Origin of the sequence: Pseudomonas sp. SIMBA_067 (genome assembly GCF_046534675.1) — a bacterium.
Lineage (GTDB): Bacteria > Pseudomonadota > Gammaproteobacteria > Pseudomonadales > Pseudomonadaceae > Aquipseudomonas > Aquipseudomonas putida.
The window spans coordinates 76,738-91,398 of the sequence record NZ_JAWRYH010000001.1 but is presented as its reverse complement, the minus strand read 5'-3'; the positions used below and the strand labels follow the sequence as shown (position 1 = coordinate 91,398).

General features: G+C 62.9%; 13 protein-coding genes and 2 pseudogenes. 10 read left to right on the top strand and 5 right to left on the bottom strand.

The annotated features are described in order from the left end of the window. The first annotated feature begins 67 nt into the window (after positions 1-67). From SB765_RS00425 to SB765_RS00395, 7 genes are all read left to right on the top strand, one after another. Positions 68-256 (top strand): CbtB domain-containing protein, encoded by a 189-nt coding sequence (locus SB765_RS00425; protein WP_410930747.1) that lies wholly within the window; start codon positions 68-70, stop codon positions 254-256. A 9-nt stretch (positions 257-265) separates the two neighbouring features. Then, entirely contained in the window at positions 266-952 is a 687-nt protein-coding gene (locus SB765_RS00420) for a CbtA family protein (protein ID WP_341795671.1), read from the top strand. After that, complete coding sequence (locus SB765_RS00415) at positions 952-1,341, top strand: cobalamin biosynthesis protein (RefSeq protein ID WP_341795672.1); 390 nt, start codon at positions 952-954, stop codon at positions 1,339-1,341. The genes SB765_RS00420 and SB765_RS00415 overlap by 1 nt, the downstream gene beginning before the upstream one ends. 33 nt (positions 1,342-1,374) lie before the next feature. Beyond that, positions 1,375-2,127, top strand: a complete 753-nt coding sequence (cobM, locus tag SB765_RS00410; protein WP_341795673.1) for a precorrin-4 C(11)-methyltransferase — start codon at positions 1,375-1,377, stop codon at positions 2,125-2,127. 66 nt (positions 2,128-2,193) lie between these two features. Next, entirely contained in the window at positions 2,194-2,436 is a 243-nt protein-coding gene (locus SB765_RS00405; RefSeq protein ID WP_341795674.1) for a DUF1272 domain-containing protein, read from the top strand. A gap of 222 nt (positions 2,437-2,658) precedes the next feature. Beyond that, positions 2,659-3,273, top strand: coding sequence for a response regulator transcription factor (locus SB765_RS00400; protein ID WP_016499887.1), 615 nt, complete (start codon positions 2,659-2,661; stop codon positions 3,271-3,273). Positions 3,274-3,286: 13 nt separating this feature from the next. Next, complete coding sequence (locus SB765_RS00395; protein WP_410930746.1) at positions 3,287-6,556, top strand: transporter substrate-binding domain-containing protein; 3,270 nt, start codon at positions 3,287-3,289, stop codon at positions 6,554-6,556. Here SB765_RS00395 and SB765_RS00390 read toward each other — a convergent pair. The 3 genes and pseudogenes from SB765_RS00390 to SB765_RS00380 form a co-directional block, all read right to left on the bottom strand. Continuing rightward, positions 6,531-6,962, bottom strand: a pseudogene (locus SB765_RS00390) (methyl-accepting chemotaxis protein); the annotation flags it as partial. The gene SB765_RS00395 and the pseudogene SB765_RS00390 sit on opposite strands and share 26 nt — an antisense overlap. Before the next feature lie 105 nt (positions 6,963-7,067). Beyond that, a pseudogene (locus tag SB765_RS00385) lies at positions 7,068-7,850 on the bottom strand (PAS domain-containing protein); the annotation flags it as partial. A 129-nt stretch (positions 7,851-7,979) separates the two neighbouring features. Next, the gene (locus SB765_RS00380) at positions 7,980-8,999 is read right to left on the bottom strand and encodes a LacI family DNA-binding transcriptional regulator (RefSeq protein WP_049274495.1); all 1,020 of its coding nucleotides are present in this window, start codon (positions 8,997-8,999) and stop codon (positions 7,980-7,982) included. A 207-nt stretch (positions 9,000-9,206) separates the two neighbouring features. Here SB765_RS00380 and SB765_RS00375 point away from each other — a divergent pair, with 207 nt between their 5' ends. The 3 genes from SB765_RS00375 (at position 9,207) to SB765_RS00365 (ending at position 11,597) form a co-directional block, all read left to right on the top strand. Then, the gene (locus SB765_RS00375; protein WP_016499891.1) at positions 9,207-9,746 is read left to right on the top strand and encodes a gluconokinase; all 540 of its coding nucleotides are present in this window, start codon (positions 9,207-9,209) and stop codon (positions 9,744-9,746) included. Between the two features lie 111 nt (positions 9,747-9,857). Further along, entirely contained in the window at positions 9,858-11,210 is a 1,353-nt protein-coding gene (locus SB765_RS00370) for a GntP family permease (protein ID WP_016499892.1), read from the top strand. A gap of 84 nt (positions 11,211-11,294) precedes the next feature. Continuing rightward, positions 11,295-11,597: a hypothetical protein gene (locus SB765_RS00365; RefSeq protein ID WP_341795677.1), complete on the top strand. Its 303-nt coding sequence runs from the start codon at positions 11,295-11,297 to the stop codon at positions 11,595-11,597. 94 nt (positions 11,598-11,691) lie between these two features. Here the strand turns inward: SB765_RS00365 and SB765_RS00360 are convergent, their stop codons facing one another. Continuing rightward, complete coding sequence (locus tag SB765_RS00360) at positions 11,692-13,119, bottom strand: sigma-54-dependent transcriptional regulator (RefSeq protein ID WP_341795678.1); 1,428 nt, start codon at positions 13,117-13,119, stop codon at positions 11,692-11,694. Further along, a complete protein-coding gene (locus SB765_RS00355) occupies positions 13,088-14,581 on the bottom strand; it encodes a sensor histidine kinase (RefSeq protein ID WP_341795679.1) in 1,494 nt (497 codons plus the stop codon). The genes SB765_RS00360 and SB765_RS00355 overlap by 32 nt, the downstream gene beginning before the upstream one ends. Between the last annotated feature and the right edge of the window lie 80 nt (positions 14,582-14,661).

Here is a 14,661-nt window from a genome sequence, read left to right as displayed (position 1 = left end):
CCCTGGGCGGTCACGCATCGGGGATGCCGCGCTTGCCCGTTGCCCACAAAAAGCAGAGGAACGCGTCATGCCCGTCACCAGCACCAAACAACCCAGCCTTGCCACACCCGTCACCCTCAGCCAGCGCGTCGTCATCGCCGTCGGCGCCAGCCTGCTGGGCCTGTGCCTGGTGTACTTCGCCGGTTTCTCGCACATCGAGGCCGTGCACAACGCCGCCCACGACACCCGCCACAGCGCCGCCTTCCCCTGCCACTGAGTACGCCTGATGATCACGCGCATTGCCCGTACCGCGGGCTTCAGCGGGCTGCTTGCGGCCCTGCTGCTGACCCTGCTGCAAAGCTTCTGGGTCGCCCCTCTGATTCTTGAGGCGGAAACCTACGAATCCTCGGCCCCGGCCGCACAGCACGAACATGGTGGCGAAGTGGCCGCCCATGAGCACAGCGCCGAAGCCTGGTCGCCGGAAGACGGTTGGCAGCGGGTGCTGTCCACCACCGGGGGCAACCTGGTGGTCGCAGTCGGCTTCGCCCTTATTCTCGCCGCCCTGTACAGCCTGCGCGAACCGCAGCGTGCCGGCACCGGTGCGCTGTGGGGCCTGGCCGGTTTTGCCGTGTTCTGCCTGGCCCCGACGTTGGGGCTGCCACCGGAGCTACCCGGCACTGCCGCCGCCGACCTGGGACAACGCCAAGCCTGGTGGATTGGCACAGCCAGCGCCACCGCCGTTGGCCTGGCCTTGCTGGTGTTCGCCCGCCACTGGCTGCTGAAGGCGCTGGGCGCCGTGCTGCTGGTAATCCCCCATGTGATCGGCGCTCCACAGCCTGAAGTACATGAAAGCCTGGCCCCCGAAGCACTGGAAACACAGTTCAAGATGGCCTCCTGGCTGACCAACGCTGCCTTCTGGCTAGCCTTGGGCCTGCTCAGTGCGTGGCTGTTCCGCCGCTCCAGTAAGGCCTGATGCCGGCGTTCTACGCCGGCTTCGGCTGCCGCCGGGGCTGCCCGGCGGATACCCTGCATACCCTGCTGCTCCACGCCCTGGCTAGCCAGGGCCTTGCGCTTGCCGACCTGCACGGCATTGCCAGTATCAGCCTCAAGGCCGACGAAACCGGCTTGCAGCAACTGGCCGAACGCCTTGGCTTGCCGTTGGTGCTGTACCATAGCGCGCAACTGCAGGCCTTCGAGCCGCTGCTCAGCCACCGCTCTGCCACGGCCCATGCCCACAGCGGCTGCTGGGGGGTGGCCGAAAGCACGGCGCTGGCCCTGGCCAGCCAGCAGCCCGGGAGCACAGCCCGGTTGCTGCTGACCCGCCAGGTACTGGGCCCGGCGACCCTCGCCCTGGCCTGTTGACCATTTCGCTTCTCTTTCCTGCAAGGACTTTCCATGACGGTGTACTTCATCGGTGCCGGCCCCGGCGACCCGGAACTGATCACGGTCAAGGGCCAACGGCTGATTCGCCAGTGCCCGGTGATCATCTATGCCGGCTCGCTGGTACCCGCTGCCGTGCTCGAAGGCCACCAGGCCGAGACCGTGATCAACAGCGCCGAGTTGCACCTGGAGCAGATCATCGCCGCCATGCGCAGCGCGCACGAACAAGGCCAGGACGTGGCCCGGGTGCACAGCGGCGACCCCAGCCTGTACGGCGCCATCGGTGAGCAGATCCGCCACCTGCAGGCGCTGGGCATCGATTACCAGATCATACCCGGCGTCACGGCCACGGCGGCCAGCGCTGCTCTGCTTGGCTGCGAGCTGACCCTGCCACAGGTCGCGCAGACGGTGATCCTCACCCGCTATGGCGACAGTTCGCCAATGCCACCCGGCGAACAACTGAGCGACCTGGCGCACCATGGCAGCACCCTGGCGATTCACCTGGGGGTCAAGCACCTGTCGCGAATCGTCGAAGAACTGCTACCGCACTATGGCGCGCACTGCCCGGTGGCGGTGGTACATCGTGCCACATGGCCAGACCAGGACTGGGTGCGCGGCACCCTTGGCGATATCGTCGAACGGGTGGCAGCCAAGGACTTTCGCCGCACGGCGCTGATCCTGGTAGGCCACGTGCTCGGGGATACGCCATTCGCCGAGTCGGCCTTGTACCGTGCCGGGCACGCGCACCTGTACCGCCCTGGCGACTGAGCATTGCCAGCATTGCCACGGGCGTAGCAGACTCCGGGTTCCCGCCTGCGAACAGGAGTCACACCCATGCTGGAATTACGCCCCAACTGCGAGTGCTGCGATACCGACCTGCCGGGCGACAGCCCCGATGTGCTGATCTGCTCCTTCGAATGCACCTTCTGCCGCGCCTGCGCTGATATCCGCTTCAAGGGCCGCTGCCCCAACTGTGCCGGCCAGCTGGTGGCCCGCCCGACGCGGGTCGGCCAGGCGCTGGTCAATAACCCCGCTGCCACCCAACGCGTGAACAAAGCACACGCTGCTTGCGCCTGACTCCACACCTCAAACCAGGCATTGCCGCTTTGATAGGGTGATGCCTTTCCCATGACTTGTAGGATTTTTCAACAACAAGCTCACGGATTATCAACACTTCTATACTCGGCATTACCAAACCTCGGGATTGGTCGTATCTTGCAGCGCTTCCGATTAACCACCTTGCAGACGTATTCCTGAGTGTTCCAGGAAGCGGACCACATCTTGACAGGAGTTTTCCACATGACAACCGTGCTGATCGTCGACGACCACCCCATTGTCCGACTGTCTTTGCGCCTACTACTGGAGCGTGAACGTTTTCATGTCGTTGGTGAGGTGGGTAACGGCAGCGAAGTGGCGCAGGTAGCCCGCGACCTGCGCCCGGACGTGGTAGTGCTCGACATCGGCCTGCCCGGCCTGGACGGCATGGAAGTGATCAAACGCCTGCAGTGCCTGGAGCCAGTGCCCAAGATCATGGTGCTGACCGGCCAGGCCACCGATCTGTACGTGCGGCGCTGCCTGGATGCCGGCATCGGCGCTTTCGTCACCAAGGAAGAAGACCACGAAGCTCTGCTGTTTGCCCTCAAGGCCCTGGTCAAGGGCTATTCGACCTTCCCGCAAATGTCGGTCAACAGCAACTCGCTGGAGAGCGAACCGGTACGCCTGGCCAGCCTGTCGAACCGTGAAATGGAAGTGCTGCGGCGCCTTGCGCGCGGCGAAAACAACAAAAATATCGGCACCTGCATGAACCTGAGTGCCAAGACCATCAGCACCTACCGGGGCCGTATCATGGAAAAGCTCAAGACCGAATCGCTGGTTGAAATGGTCGACCTGGCCAAACGCAACAGCGTCTACTGAGCGCTCGGCCGCCATGAAGCGCCTGCTGGCGTGCATGCTCCTGGCCATCGGCCTGTCCGGCCCCGCCGCGCTGCTGGCCGACAGCGAACCTCGCCAACTGCTGGCGCGCTCGGTCAGCGCCGCTGCCCCGTTGCAACTGTCCAGGGAAGACCGGGATTGGCTGCAGCAACGCCAATACCTGGTGCTGGGCAGTTCGCGACCCGACTATCCGCCCTTCGAACTCAACGCCAGCCAGCAGGACTACGAAGGCATTAGCGCAGACTACGCCGGCATCATCGCCGAGCAGCTGGGCATAAACGTCGAAGTACGGCGGTTCGACAACCGCCACGAGGCCATCGCTGCGTTACGTGAGGGCAGTATCGACCTGCTGGGCAGCTCCAATGCCTTCGAGGCGGCAGATGCCCAGCTTGACCTGAGTACCCCGTATGCCGACGACATGCCCGTCATCGTCACCCGCGAAGGAACCAGCCTGAAGAACACACCCGACCTCGCCGGCCTGCGCCTGGCGATGGTCGATCACTACCTGCCGGCCAGCACCGTACGCAATCTGTACCCCAAGGCGCAGTTAAGCCTGTACCGCTCGACCCTGGCCGGGCTGGCCGCTGTCGATCTGGGCGAGGCCGACGCCTACCTGGGCGATGCCATCAGTACCGATTTCACGATTGGCAAGAGTTACCAGGGCGCGCTGAGAATCGACCACTTCTGCCCGGTCCCTGCTGGGGCATTTGCCTTTGCCCTGGCCAGCGACAACCCTCGCTTGCGTCGGTTGGTCGACATGGCGCTATCCCGCATCAAAGACAGCGAGCGGCTGAATATCCTGCGCCGCTGGAGCAGTGGCCACACCAGCCTGCTGCTGCAGCGCCACATCACCGCCTTGAGCAAGGAAGAGGAAGCCTGGATCGCGGCCCACCCCAACATCAATGTTTTGGTCAACACCTCGTTGGCGCCACTGACGTTCAACGACGCCGAACACCGCCCAACCGGCATCACCCTTGACCTGCTGAAACAGATTTCGCTGCGCACAGGGCTGCACTTCAGCGCGGTCGAAAGCGATTCGGCGCAGGCGATGGTCGAGCGCCTGGCCCGTGGCGATGCACAAATGATTGGCGCCTTGGGCTATGGTGCGGATCGCGCGAAACAACTGCGCTATACCCGTCCCTACCTGGTCAGCCCACGCGTTCTGGTTGCCCGTAGCGACAGTACTTTCCCGGTACAGGCCAAGGCGCTGGATGGCCAGCGCATCGCCGTGGTACGCGGCTCGCCGCAGCGGGCGCTGCTGCAACAACGCTACCCGCAGGCCCGGCTGGTGGAAGTGGACAACCCGCTCGGTCTCATGGAGGCCGTGGCCGGTGGGGCTGCCGACGTTGCCCTTAGCAGCCATATCAATGCCGCCTACTACATCAGCCATGTCTTCAAGGGCCGCTTGCGCATCGCCAGCGTGCTGGACGACGACCCGGCCATTGCCGCTTTCGCCGTGGCTGCCGACCAGCCGCAGCTACAGGCCATCCTCGACAAGGCACTGCTGAGCATTCCACCCGAAGAGCTCGACCAGCTGGCCAACCGCTGGCGCACCAGCACCTTGGTCAGCGACAGCCCTTGGCGCGACTACCGCACCCTGGCCTTGCAGGTACTGGTTCTGTCGGCCCTGCTGCTGGCGGGCGTGGTGTTCTGGAACAGCTACCTGCGCAAGCTGATCAACCAGCGCACCGAGGCCCAGCACGCGCTGCAGGCGCAGCTGGCCTTGAGCCGCGGCCTGCTCGAACAGCTGCGCCAGGCCAAGGACGACGCCGAACAGGCCAGCCAGACCAAAAGCACCTTCCTGGCCACCATGAGCCATGAAATCCGTACCCCGATGAATGCCGTGATCGGCCTGCTGGAGCTGGCCCTGGAAGACAGCCGCAAGGGTCGTTGCGACGCCCAGACCCTTCAGACTGCCCATGACTCGGCCATCGGCCTGCTTGAGCTGATTGGCGATATTCTCGACATTTCCCGCATCGAATCTGGGCACATTACCCTGCAACCGGTACCCACAAACCTGGTCGAGCTGGTACGCGCTACAGTACGGGTGTTCGAAGGCAACGCTCGGGCCAAAGGCTTGTATCTGCACGCAGCACTTCCTGCCGAGCCGGTCTGGGTGCTGGCAGACCCGCTGCGGCTCAAGCAGATCCTGTCCAACCTGATCAGCAACTCCATCAAGTTCACCGACCGCGGCGAGGTACAGGCCAGTTTGCTGATACCTCCAACTGGTGGGGACAGTAGCCAGTCAATCGACCTGTCTGTGCGTGACACCGGCATCGGCATCAGCACCGTTGATCAGGCCAGGCTGTTCAACACCTTCGTGCAGGCTGATGGACCGCGGGCACGCCAAGGGGCAGGCTTGGGGCTGGTGATCAGCCGCACCTTTGCCGAACTCATGGGCGGCAACTTGAGCCTGCAAAGCGTCGAAGGTGTTGGGACCAAGGTGCAAGTCAGCCTGCAACTACCAGCCTGCCCGGCACCGCAACCTGTTCAGCAGCACAGCCCGGCAGCCGAAAGCAGCAGTGGCCCGCTGAATATCCTGGTGATCGACGACTACCCTGCCAACCTGCTGCTGCTGGAGCGACAACTGCACACCCTGGGCCATCACGTGACCCTGGCAGAAAATGGCCAGGTCGCGCTGGAGCGCTGGCAGGCAGCGCGTTTCGACCTGGTGATCACCGACTGCAGCATGCCGGTGATGGACGGACACGAACTCACCCGCCGCATTCGCAGCCTTGAAGCCGAACGCGGCCTGCCGGCGTGCCAGATCCTCGGCGTGACTGCCAATGCCCAGGCCGAAGAGCGTGACCGATGCCTGGCCAGCGGCATGAACGAATGCCTGTTCAAACCGATCGGCCTGCGCACCCTCAAGGCTCACCTGCCCCAAGCCCGCAGCGCCCAAGAGCCGCCACTGCGCAGTACCGGCTTCAACCTGGCTGAACTGCGCCACCTGACCCAGGACGACAGGCAACTGACGCGGCATCTGCTGGAACAGCTTTCAATAAGTGTCGGCGAAGATCTCGCCTCTTTGCGCGCGTTGGCACCCGAGGCCTCCGATGAGGCCGTCCGCACCCTGGCTCACCGCATCAAGGGCGGCGCGAAGATGATAAGGGTGCGCGGCGTGGTCAAGGATTGCGAGGCCATCGAAAACGCTCATGCGCGGGGCCTGCCAACGGTTGATCAACGTAAACAACTGCAAATCAGCCTGCAAGCCCTGCTGAACGAGCTGAGCGACGCACTCAATGCAGTTGAAGCGTCGAGCTGATCTGGCTGATGGCATCCACCACGTGCCGCGAACCCTGCTGGATTTCCATGATCACCGTACCGGCCTCATTGGCCAGTGCAACCCCATGACCGGTGCGGGTCAAACTCGACTGCATGCTGGCCACGGCCAGCAGTGACAGGTCGTGGTTCTGCCGCACGACATCGACGATTTCCAGGGTGGCCTTGCTGGTCCGCGCCGCCAGGTTGCGCACCTCGTCGGCCACCACGGCAAAACCGCGCCCGTGATCCCCGGCGCGGGCCGCCTCGATGGCCGCGTTCAGGGCCAGCAGGTTGGTCTGGTCGGCAATGCCCCGTATGGTCAGCACGATCTGGCCGATCACATCTGACTGCTTGTTCACGGCATCAATGCTGCGTGCAGCCTCGTTCAGCTCATGGGAAATCTGCTCGATCACCTGCACCGTCTGCTGCACCACCTCGGTGCCCTTGCGCGCACAGGCATCGGTCTGCATGGAACTGGCATGGGCGGCGTCGGCGGCGGTTTGCTGGGTACTGACCTGATGGGTGATGTCACTGGCGAACTTCACCACTTTGTACAAGCGGCCCTTGCTGTCGAATATCGGGTTGTAGGAGGCCTCCAGATAGACCATGTGGCCCTGCTTGTTGATGCGTTCGAAGCGGTGCGAATGGTACTCGCCGCGGTTGAGCGATGCCCAGAACTCACGGTACTCGGCCGATTCGCGCTCCTGCGGCAGGCAAAACAACCCGTGATGGCGGCCAACTACCTCGTCCAGGCGATAGCCCATGGTGTCGAGGAAGTTCTGGTTGGCCTTGATCACACGGCCTTGCGGGGTGAACTCGATCACTGCCATGGAGCGACCGATGGCCTTGAGCAGGCTCTCGCTCTCGTGCTCCTGCACTACCCGTTGACTGATGTCGGCTGCCACCTTGATCACGCTGGTTACCTGGCGCTGTTCGTCCAGCACCGGCATGTAGCTGGCCTCCAGCCAAACCTCGCGGCCGGCTTTGTCGAGGCGTTCGAACGTACCGCTGATGGCCTTGCCCTGGCCCAGTTCACGCCACAGCTGCTGGTACTCGGCAGTTTGCGCATAGCCCGGTTCGCAGAATAGCCGATGGTGTTTGCCCCGCAGTTCGTCTGCGCTGTAGCCCATGGCCTGGCAAAAACGCTCGTTGGCATCGAGGATGGTGCCATCAGGGGCGAACTCGATCATCGCCATCGAACGGCTGATCGCCGCCAATTTGGCTTGCGTGCCGCTCAAGGCCTGGCGAGTGCGCTGGATCTCAACCAAATCGGATTTGCGATGGAAATCGAACATGACGCCGGGCTCCTTTATGCGCGGTGTCCTGAGCATAGATCGCCGTTGGCGCCGTGCAAGCACAGTGCTATCACTTTAGGATTACTACATTGATATGAAAGAACGCGCCTGCACAGCCACGAGCTCTCGCTACGAACTCTCGCGCACCATCAGCTCAAAGCCCAGATCCTGTTGCGTATCCGCCACCCGCTTGCCATCGAGCAACGCCAGCAGCGCCTGCGCCGCGCCACGCCCAACGGCGGCCCGGGGCGTGCGAATCGAGGTCAGGCGCGGCACCATGTGTGCCGAAGCGGGCAAGTCGTTGAACCCCACCATGGCCACCTGACGTGGCACTTCCACCCCTTGGCGCAGTGCCTGCAGCACCGCCCCTTGGGCCAGGTCGTCGTTGCAGAAGAAGATACCGTCGACATCCGGCGACTGTTGCAGCAACTGGCTGAACAGCACACTGCCCAAGGCAATCGACGAAGGCTCCGGCGCCAGTACCTCCAGCTCGGCCGCCTGCAAACCGGCCTCGGCCAACGCCTGGCGGAAACCTTCGGCCCGCTGCATTACCCGTGGATCGAGCTGCGCGGCAATGAACGCCAGGCGTTTGCGACCACGCTCGATCAAGTGCCTGGCCGCAGCGCGCCCGGCCTGCTGCTGCGAAAAACCTACCGACAATGCCCCTGGCTCGCCATTGAGCTCCATCATGTGCACACACGGCACACCGCTGGCGGCCAGCATCTGCCGCGCCGCGTCGCTGCGCTCGAAACCGGTCAACAGCATGCCGCAGGGCTGGTAGGCCAAGTAATTGCGGATCAGGTTCTCTTCTTCGGCAAGGTCGTAGTGATAGTTGCCAATCAGCACTTCGAGGCCACGCGGGCGCATGACCTCGTGAATGGCTTCCAACGTGTCGATGAACAATTGGTTGGACAACGACGGGATCAACACCACCACCGACTGGCTGCGGGCCGAGGCCAGGGCGCGGGCCGCCGGGTTGGCCACGTAGCCCAGGCTCGCAGCTGCAGCGACGACCTTTTCGACCAGTTCAGGCGCAACCGTGCTGACCCCGCGCAGGGCGCGCGAGGCGGTAATCGGGGAAACCCCGGAAAGCCTGGCAACTTCGGCCAGGGTGGGACGACCTGTAGTACGGGAGCCGGTGCGGGACATGGATGTTGTAATTTTACTACTTGCAAGGATAGGGAACGGCCACTAAGGTAGCGCTGTCTCAGGACGCAGGCAATGTAATCTTTGGCAGCAGCCCGCACGCGCTCGCTACCAGGCGTCCATACTGCGTAAGGACAAGACCAATAACACCGGGGAGGTGGCTGTTCGTCGGCGACGAGACAGCGCTATCTCACCCCGCAGGAGGTACTGATGAATTCTCCCCTGTCCGCCATCGTGGTGATGGGCGTGGCCGGTTGCGGCAAAAGCTGCATCGGCGCTGCCATTGCTGCCAGAAGCGGCGGCCGCCTGATCGAAGGCGACGCTTTCCACCCTGCCGAAAACATCCGCAAGATGAGCGATGGCATCCCGCTGGACGACAGTGACCGCGCCGGCTGGCTGGTGCGCCTTGGCCAGGAGTTGCAGGCCACCACCCAGGCTGGGGAGCGCCCGATCCTGACCTGCTCGGCACTCAAGCGACGCTACCGCGACACCCTGCGCGATGCCATGCCAGGGCTGGTGTTCGTGTTCCTCGAACTGTCGCCCGCCGAGGCGGAAAAACGCGTACTGGCCCGGCCCGGGCACTTCATGCCGGCTAGCCTGATCGACAGCCAGTTTGCTGCCCTGGAATCGCCACGCGGCGAGCCACTGACGCTGGCGCTGGACGCTACCCAGCCCATAGAAGCACTCGCCGAAGCGGTGGACCGCTGGCTAAAGCGCTGTGGTGAGCAGGGGCTGGCGCAAACCGCCTGACTCCGGCGGCTTTCCCGGCTCACCAAAGACAGCGCTACCTTGACCCGTGAGTGCGGGCAAAGTTCCAAAACGCTACGCCAAAAACAACGATAAGATCGAGGCCTTCAAACCATGTTCGGACTGGCTACTGACACCTTCCTGCTGCTCGATGCGCTGGTTACCATCGTTGGGCTGATCCTGCTGATCACCCACTTCAAAGTGCACCCCTTCGTCGCCCTCACCCTTGCGGCCGGCTTCCTTGGCCTTACCTCCGGCATGCCGGTGGCCAAGGTAATGAAGTCGTTCCAGGATGGTTTTGGCGGTGTGCTCGGCTTCGTCGGCATCGTGCTCGCCCTGGGCACCATGCTGGGCAAGCTGATGGCCGACTCTGGGGGTGCCGACCAGATTGCACAAACCCTCATCCGCGCCTTCGGCAAAAAGAACGTGCATTGGGCGATGATGTTCGCCGCCTTCCTGGTGGGCATTCCGCTGTTCTTCGAAATCGGCTTCGTGCTGCTGATTCCGCTGGTGTTCATCGTGGCGCGGCGCTCCGGCGTATCGCTGGTCAAGATCGGCATTCCGCTGCTGGCCGGCCTGTCGGTGGTGCACGGCCTGGTGCCGCCACACCCGGGCCCATTGCTGGCGATCGGTATTTTCCACGCTGATATCGGCAAGACCATCTTCTACGGCCTGATCGTCGCACTGCCCACCGCGATCATCGCCGGGCCGCTGTTCGGCAACTTCATTTCCCGCTACATCCCGGGCAACCCGTCCCAGGAGCTGATGGACCAGATCGCCAAGGAGTCCGACCAGGGCAACCTGCCAAGCTTCAGCATCACCCTGATTACCGTGCTGCTACCCGTAGCGTTGATGTTGCTGAAAACCTTCGCCGACGTGGTACTGCCGGCCGAGCACATCGTGCGCCAGTGGATGGACCTGATCGGCCACCCCATTACCGCTCTGCTCGCGGCCCTGCTGCTGGCCTTCTACACCTTTGGTTCGGCCCGCGGCTTCAACCGTCAGCAGATCATGAAGATGCTTGACCAGAGCCTGGCCCCCACGGCCGCCATCGTGCTGATCGTGGGTGCTGGCGGTGGCTTCAAGCAGATGCTGGTGGACACCGGCGTGGGCAACGTGATCGGGCAGATGGCCGTGCAGGCAGAGATTTCGCCGATCATGCTGGCCTGGCTGGTGGCAGCGGTAATCCGCATCGCGACCGGCTCTGCCACGGTCGCTACCATTACCGGTGCAGGTATTGTGGCACCGGTAATCGAACTGGTACCGGGTGTGAACCGTGAGTTGCTGGTGCTCGCCACCGGTGCTGGCTCGTTGATCCTGTCGCACGTGAACGATGCCGGCTTCTGGCTGGTGAAGCAGTATTTCAACATGACGGTAGCGGAAACCTTCAAGACCTGGAGCATGATGGAAACCATCCTCTCGGTGGTTGGCATCATCTTCATCATGTTGTTGGCGCAGGTGGTGTAACCGTTTATCGGGGTAAAGGCACCTTGATGCTTTGGGTAGGGCCAAAGGGAATTATGAGACCTACCTGAAGCAAAGGAGCCTGCCATGCCCCGCTCAAGCATTCTGCTGATTGCCCTGCTCGCCTCGCCACTGGCCCTGGCCGCCGGCACTGGCCCCACCTACCCTGACGACCCACATAACCCGGCACCACGGCCGGGCGTGGACAGCACCCTCAACCCCATCGAAAAGCCCATGCCGCGGAACACTGACCCGCGCATTCAAGGTAACGACCCAGAAAGCCCTCCGGCCAAGCAGAATGACAACCGCGATCTGCCGGGGCTGGGTGACAGTGGTTCGGAGGGTAGCGGACATCAAGGAAACAGCGGTACCAATACAGGCAACCCCTGAGTACGCTTCTCAGTGGTCCACCTTAAAAAATCGCAGGGGTTGGTTTATGCCCATGCCCGCGAAAAGGCCGGCATGGGCAGTAAAGATTGATGAACTACCACTGGCGCTTGTCTGGGCGTGTCAACCCCAGCTTCTCGATCCTGTAACGCAACATGTCCCGCGACAACCCGAGCATCCGCGCCGATTTCGTCACATTCCAGTCCGTACGGTCCAGGGTCTTGCACACCAGGTCGCGTTCCATGTCCGGCAGGCTGGTGCCTGGCTCCGGGTCGTGCCGTGGCATTTCGAACATCGCTGGCGCCGGTTGCTGCAGCAATGGCTCGTCAATCAAGGTCATGCACAGGTTCAACTGGTGCGCCTGCACCACCTCGTTCGGCGCCAGCAGCACGGTCTGCTCCAGCATGTTGCGCAGTTCGCGCACGTTTCCAGGCCAGCTATAGCCCAGCATCAGGCTCTCGGCCTCGGCGGAAAACCGCAGGTTTGGCTTGCCATAACGCCGGCCATGGTGGGCCAGGAAATGCCTTGCCAGTAACAGGATGTCCTGGCCACGGGCATACAGGCGCGGCACCTTTATGGCGATTATGCGCAGACGGAAGAACAGGTCGCGGCGGAACTTGCCCTGCTGCACCATCTGCTCCAGGTTGCAGTTGGTGGCACTGATCACTCGCAGGTCTACCTTGCGCTCCTTCACCGCACCAATCCGGCGGATACTGCGATCCTCCAGCAGCTTGAGCAGTTTGGCCTGCAGCACAAGGTCCATTTCGCCGATCTCGTCGAGGAACAAGGTACCGCCGTCGGCGGCCTCTACCAAGCCCAGCCGTCGCTCCTTGGCATCGGTGAATGCCCCCTTCTCGTGGCCAAACAGTTCGGCTTCCAGCAGGTTGGCAGGGATTGAGGCGCAGTTGAACTCGATGAACGGGCCTTTGGCGCGAGATCCATCAAAATGCAGGGCGCGCGCCACCAGCTCCTTACCAGTCCCGGTCTCACCTTCGACCAGCACCGGTGGCAAATCGTCGCTGGCCATACGCCGCTCGGCATCCAGCACCTGGCGCAGGGTGTGCTTGAGGGTGAGCATCACCGACGACTCGCCGATCAACGCCTGCAACCCGGACTTCTGCGCCTCGCGCTCTTGGTAGAACGACAGCGTGCGCTCCATGCGCTCGGCAGCCAGGGCCTTGTCCAGGGTCAATTTGAGCTCGGCAAGCACTACCGGCTTGGTCAGATAATGGAAGGCGCCCTCCTTCATCGCCTGCACGGCATCTTCGACATTACCGTAGCCGGTCATCATGATCACTTTCAGGCCCGGCACCTGCACCACCAGGCTGCGCAGCAGGTCGTGCCCGCTCATGCCTGGCAATGAGTTGTCGGTCAGCACCGCGTCGGGCTGGGCCCGCTTGACCTGCTCCAGCGCAAGCTCGGCGCTGTGGCACACGGTGACCTCGAAGCCCTTGAGGCTGAGGTAGGTGCGAATGTTGTCAGCGAGGATTTCATCATCCTCGACTACCAGGATGCTGTGCTCCATGGTCCCCTCCCGCTGCGATATTGAAAGTAAGGCTGACGCGGGTTCCTTCCTCTTCGCGGCTGCTCAGGCTGACCGAGCCGCCAAAACGTTCCATGATGCGCTTGACCAGGGCCAGGCCTACACCGAGGCCGCCCTGCTTGGTCGTGAAGAACGGCTTGAACACCATCCGCTCCTGCTGTTGGCTCATGCCTTTACCGGTGTCGGTGAGCACAAACTCGGCACGCTGGCCGTCCTTAACATTGACCTGGGCGGTCAGCATGCCGCCTGCCGGCATGGCCTCCAGGGCATTGGAGAACAAGCTGTTGAGAATCTGCGTGAGCTGCAGCGGCTGGCTGGCCACCCACTGCTCATCAGGCCCTTCGAAATGAAAGCGCACCCCGTTGCGCTCGATCTGCTGGACGAACGCCAGGTGGGTGTCCTCGATGGCCGCCACCAGGTCCACCGCCTCGGCCTCGTCGCTGAGCGGGCGCAAGGACACCAGCAGGTCGCGTACCCAGCGCGACATGCGGTCCACCTGGCTGATGATGTCGGTAATGCTCTTCTGCGCTGCGGGGTTGGCGATTTCCTGGGCCAGTTCGGCGCTGGAACGGATATTGGCCAGCGGGTTGCGCAGGCTGTGCGCCACTGCAGACGACATCTCGCCCAGTGCCACGTAGGTTTCACTGGCCACCAGCCGGTCCTGTTGCAGGTTCAGCATCTGCGCCGCCCGACGTACGATCCAGAACAGCCCGAAGTAGATCAACGCCCCGCCTACCAGGGTCGAAGCCCAGATCAGCACGTAGCCGCGCTGGATGCGCCGTATCAGGTCTTGCGGCTCCTTGTAGATCTCCACCATGGCCATTACCTGTTCGCCCTGGCTGTCGAACAGCGGAATGTAGTTCTCGATGAACAGGTAGCGCGGTTGACGCAGAAACTTCTGCTCTTCGCGGTCATCCTCGGCCTTGTGGTAGCTGGCCGACACCGCCTTGCGCGAGCGGAAGGCGCGATCCAGATCGCCATCGGCTTCTATCCGCTTGCCGATCAGCTCGACGTTGGTGGACCACACGATGGTGCGGTCGCGGGCGTAGACATTGGCCAGCAAGGTATCAGGCAGGTGCTCGACATGGTCGAGAAATTCGACCCGGGTCGATTCGGCCAGCGCCGGGGTGAACTGCAAGTGCTGCTGGTCCAGGCGCGGGTCGAGCAGTTCACCCATGGTGGTGCCCGGTGGCAACTGCGAATGCCGTACCTCGGCCTGGGCCATGGCCTGAATGAACTGCGCGGTCAGCATCGCATCACGCTGCACGCTATCGCGGACCACAAAGCGCGTGGACACATAACCCAGCCCCCCCGCCACCGCCGTGATGATCAACAGGCTGATGACCGAAAACCAGCGCAACAGGTTGAATTCACGCAATGGCACAGCCAGACCGCTGGCAGTCGCACTGGCCTTGTCGCGAACGTCGTTTTCCAGCATCTGCATCGGGTGGTTCCCGCACAAGGCGTCCGTTCAGAAATGCATCAAGGCCAACCAACAGCAGCCAGCTGATAGCACCCCGCCTG

What these genes read in the sequence shown, in the direction of transcription:
- SB765_RS00400 (WP_016499887.1), top strand. Translation starts at nt 2,659, where the DNA reads ATGACAACCGTGCTGATCGTCGACGACCACCCCATTGTCCGACTGTCT.
- SB765_RS00355 (WP_341795679.1), bottom strand. Translation starts at nt 14,581, where the DNA reads ATGCAGATGCTGGAAAACGACGTTCGCGACAAGGCCAGTGCGACTGCC.
- SB765_RS00425 (WP_410930747.1), top strand. Translation starts at nt 68, where the DNA reads ATGCCCGTCACCAGCACCAAACAACCCAGCCTTGCCACACCCGTCACC.
- SB765_RS00405 (WP_341795674.1), top strand. Translation starts at nt 2,194, where the DNA reads ATGCTGGAATTACGCCCCAACTGCGAGTGCTGCGATACCGACCTGCCG.
- SB765_RS00370 (WP_016499892.1), top strand. Translation starts at nt 9,858, where the DNA reads ATGTTCGGACTGGCTACTGACACCTTCCTGCTGCTCGATGCGCTGGTT.
- SB765_RS00375 (WP_016499891.1), top strand. Translation starts at nt 9,207, where the DNA reads ATGAATTCTCCCCTGTCCGCCATCGTGGTGATGGGCGTGGCCGGTTGC.
- cobM (WP_341795673.1), top strand. Translation starts at nt 1,375, where the DNA reads ATGACGGTGTACTTCATCGGTGCCGGCCCCGGCGACCCGGAACTGATC.
- SB765_RS00420 (WP_341795671.1), top strand. Translation starts at nt 266, where the DNA reads ATGATCACGCGCATTGCCCGTACCGCGGGCTTCAGCGGGCTGCTTGCG.
- SB765_RS00380 (WP_049274495.1), bottom strand. Translation starts at nt 8,999, where the DNA reads ATGTCCCGCACCGGCTCCCGTACTACAGGTCGTCCCACCCTGGCCGAA.
- SB765_RS00415 (WP_341795672.1), top strand. Translation starts at nt 952, where the DNA reads ATGCCGGCGTTCTACGCCGGCTTCGGCTGCCGCCGGGGCTGCCCGGCG.
- SB765_RS00395 (WP_410930746.1), top strand. Translation starts at nt 3,287, where the DNA reads ATGAAGCGCCTGCTGGCGTGCATGCTCCTGGCCATCGGCCTGTCCGGC.
- SB765_RS00365 (WP_341795677.1), top strand. Translation starts at nt 11,295, where the DNA reads ATGCCCCGCTCAAGCATTCTGCTGATTGCCCTGCTCGCCTCGCCACTG.
- SB765_RS00360 (WP_341795678.1), bottom strand. Translation starts at nt 13,119, where the DNA reads ATGGAGCACAGCATCCTGGTAGTCGAGGATGATGAAATCCTCGCTGAC.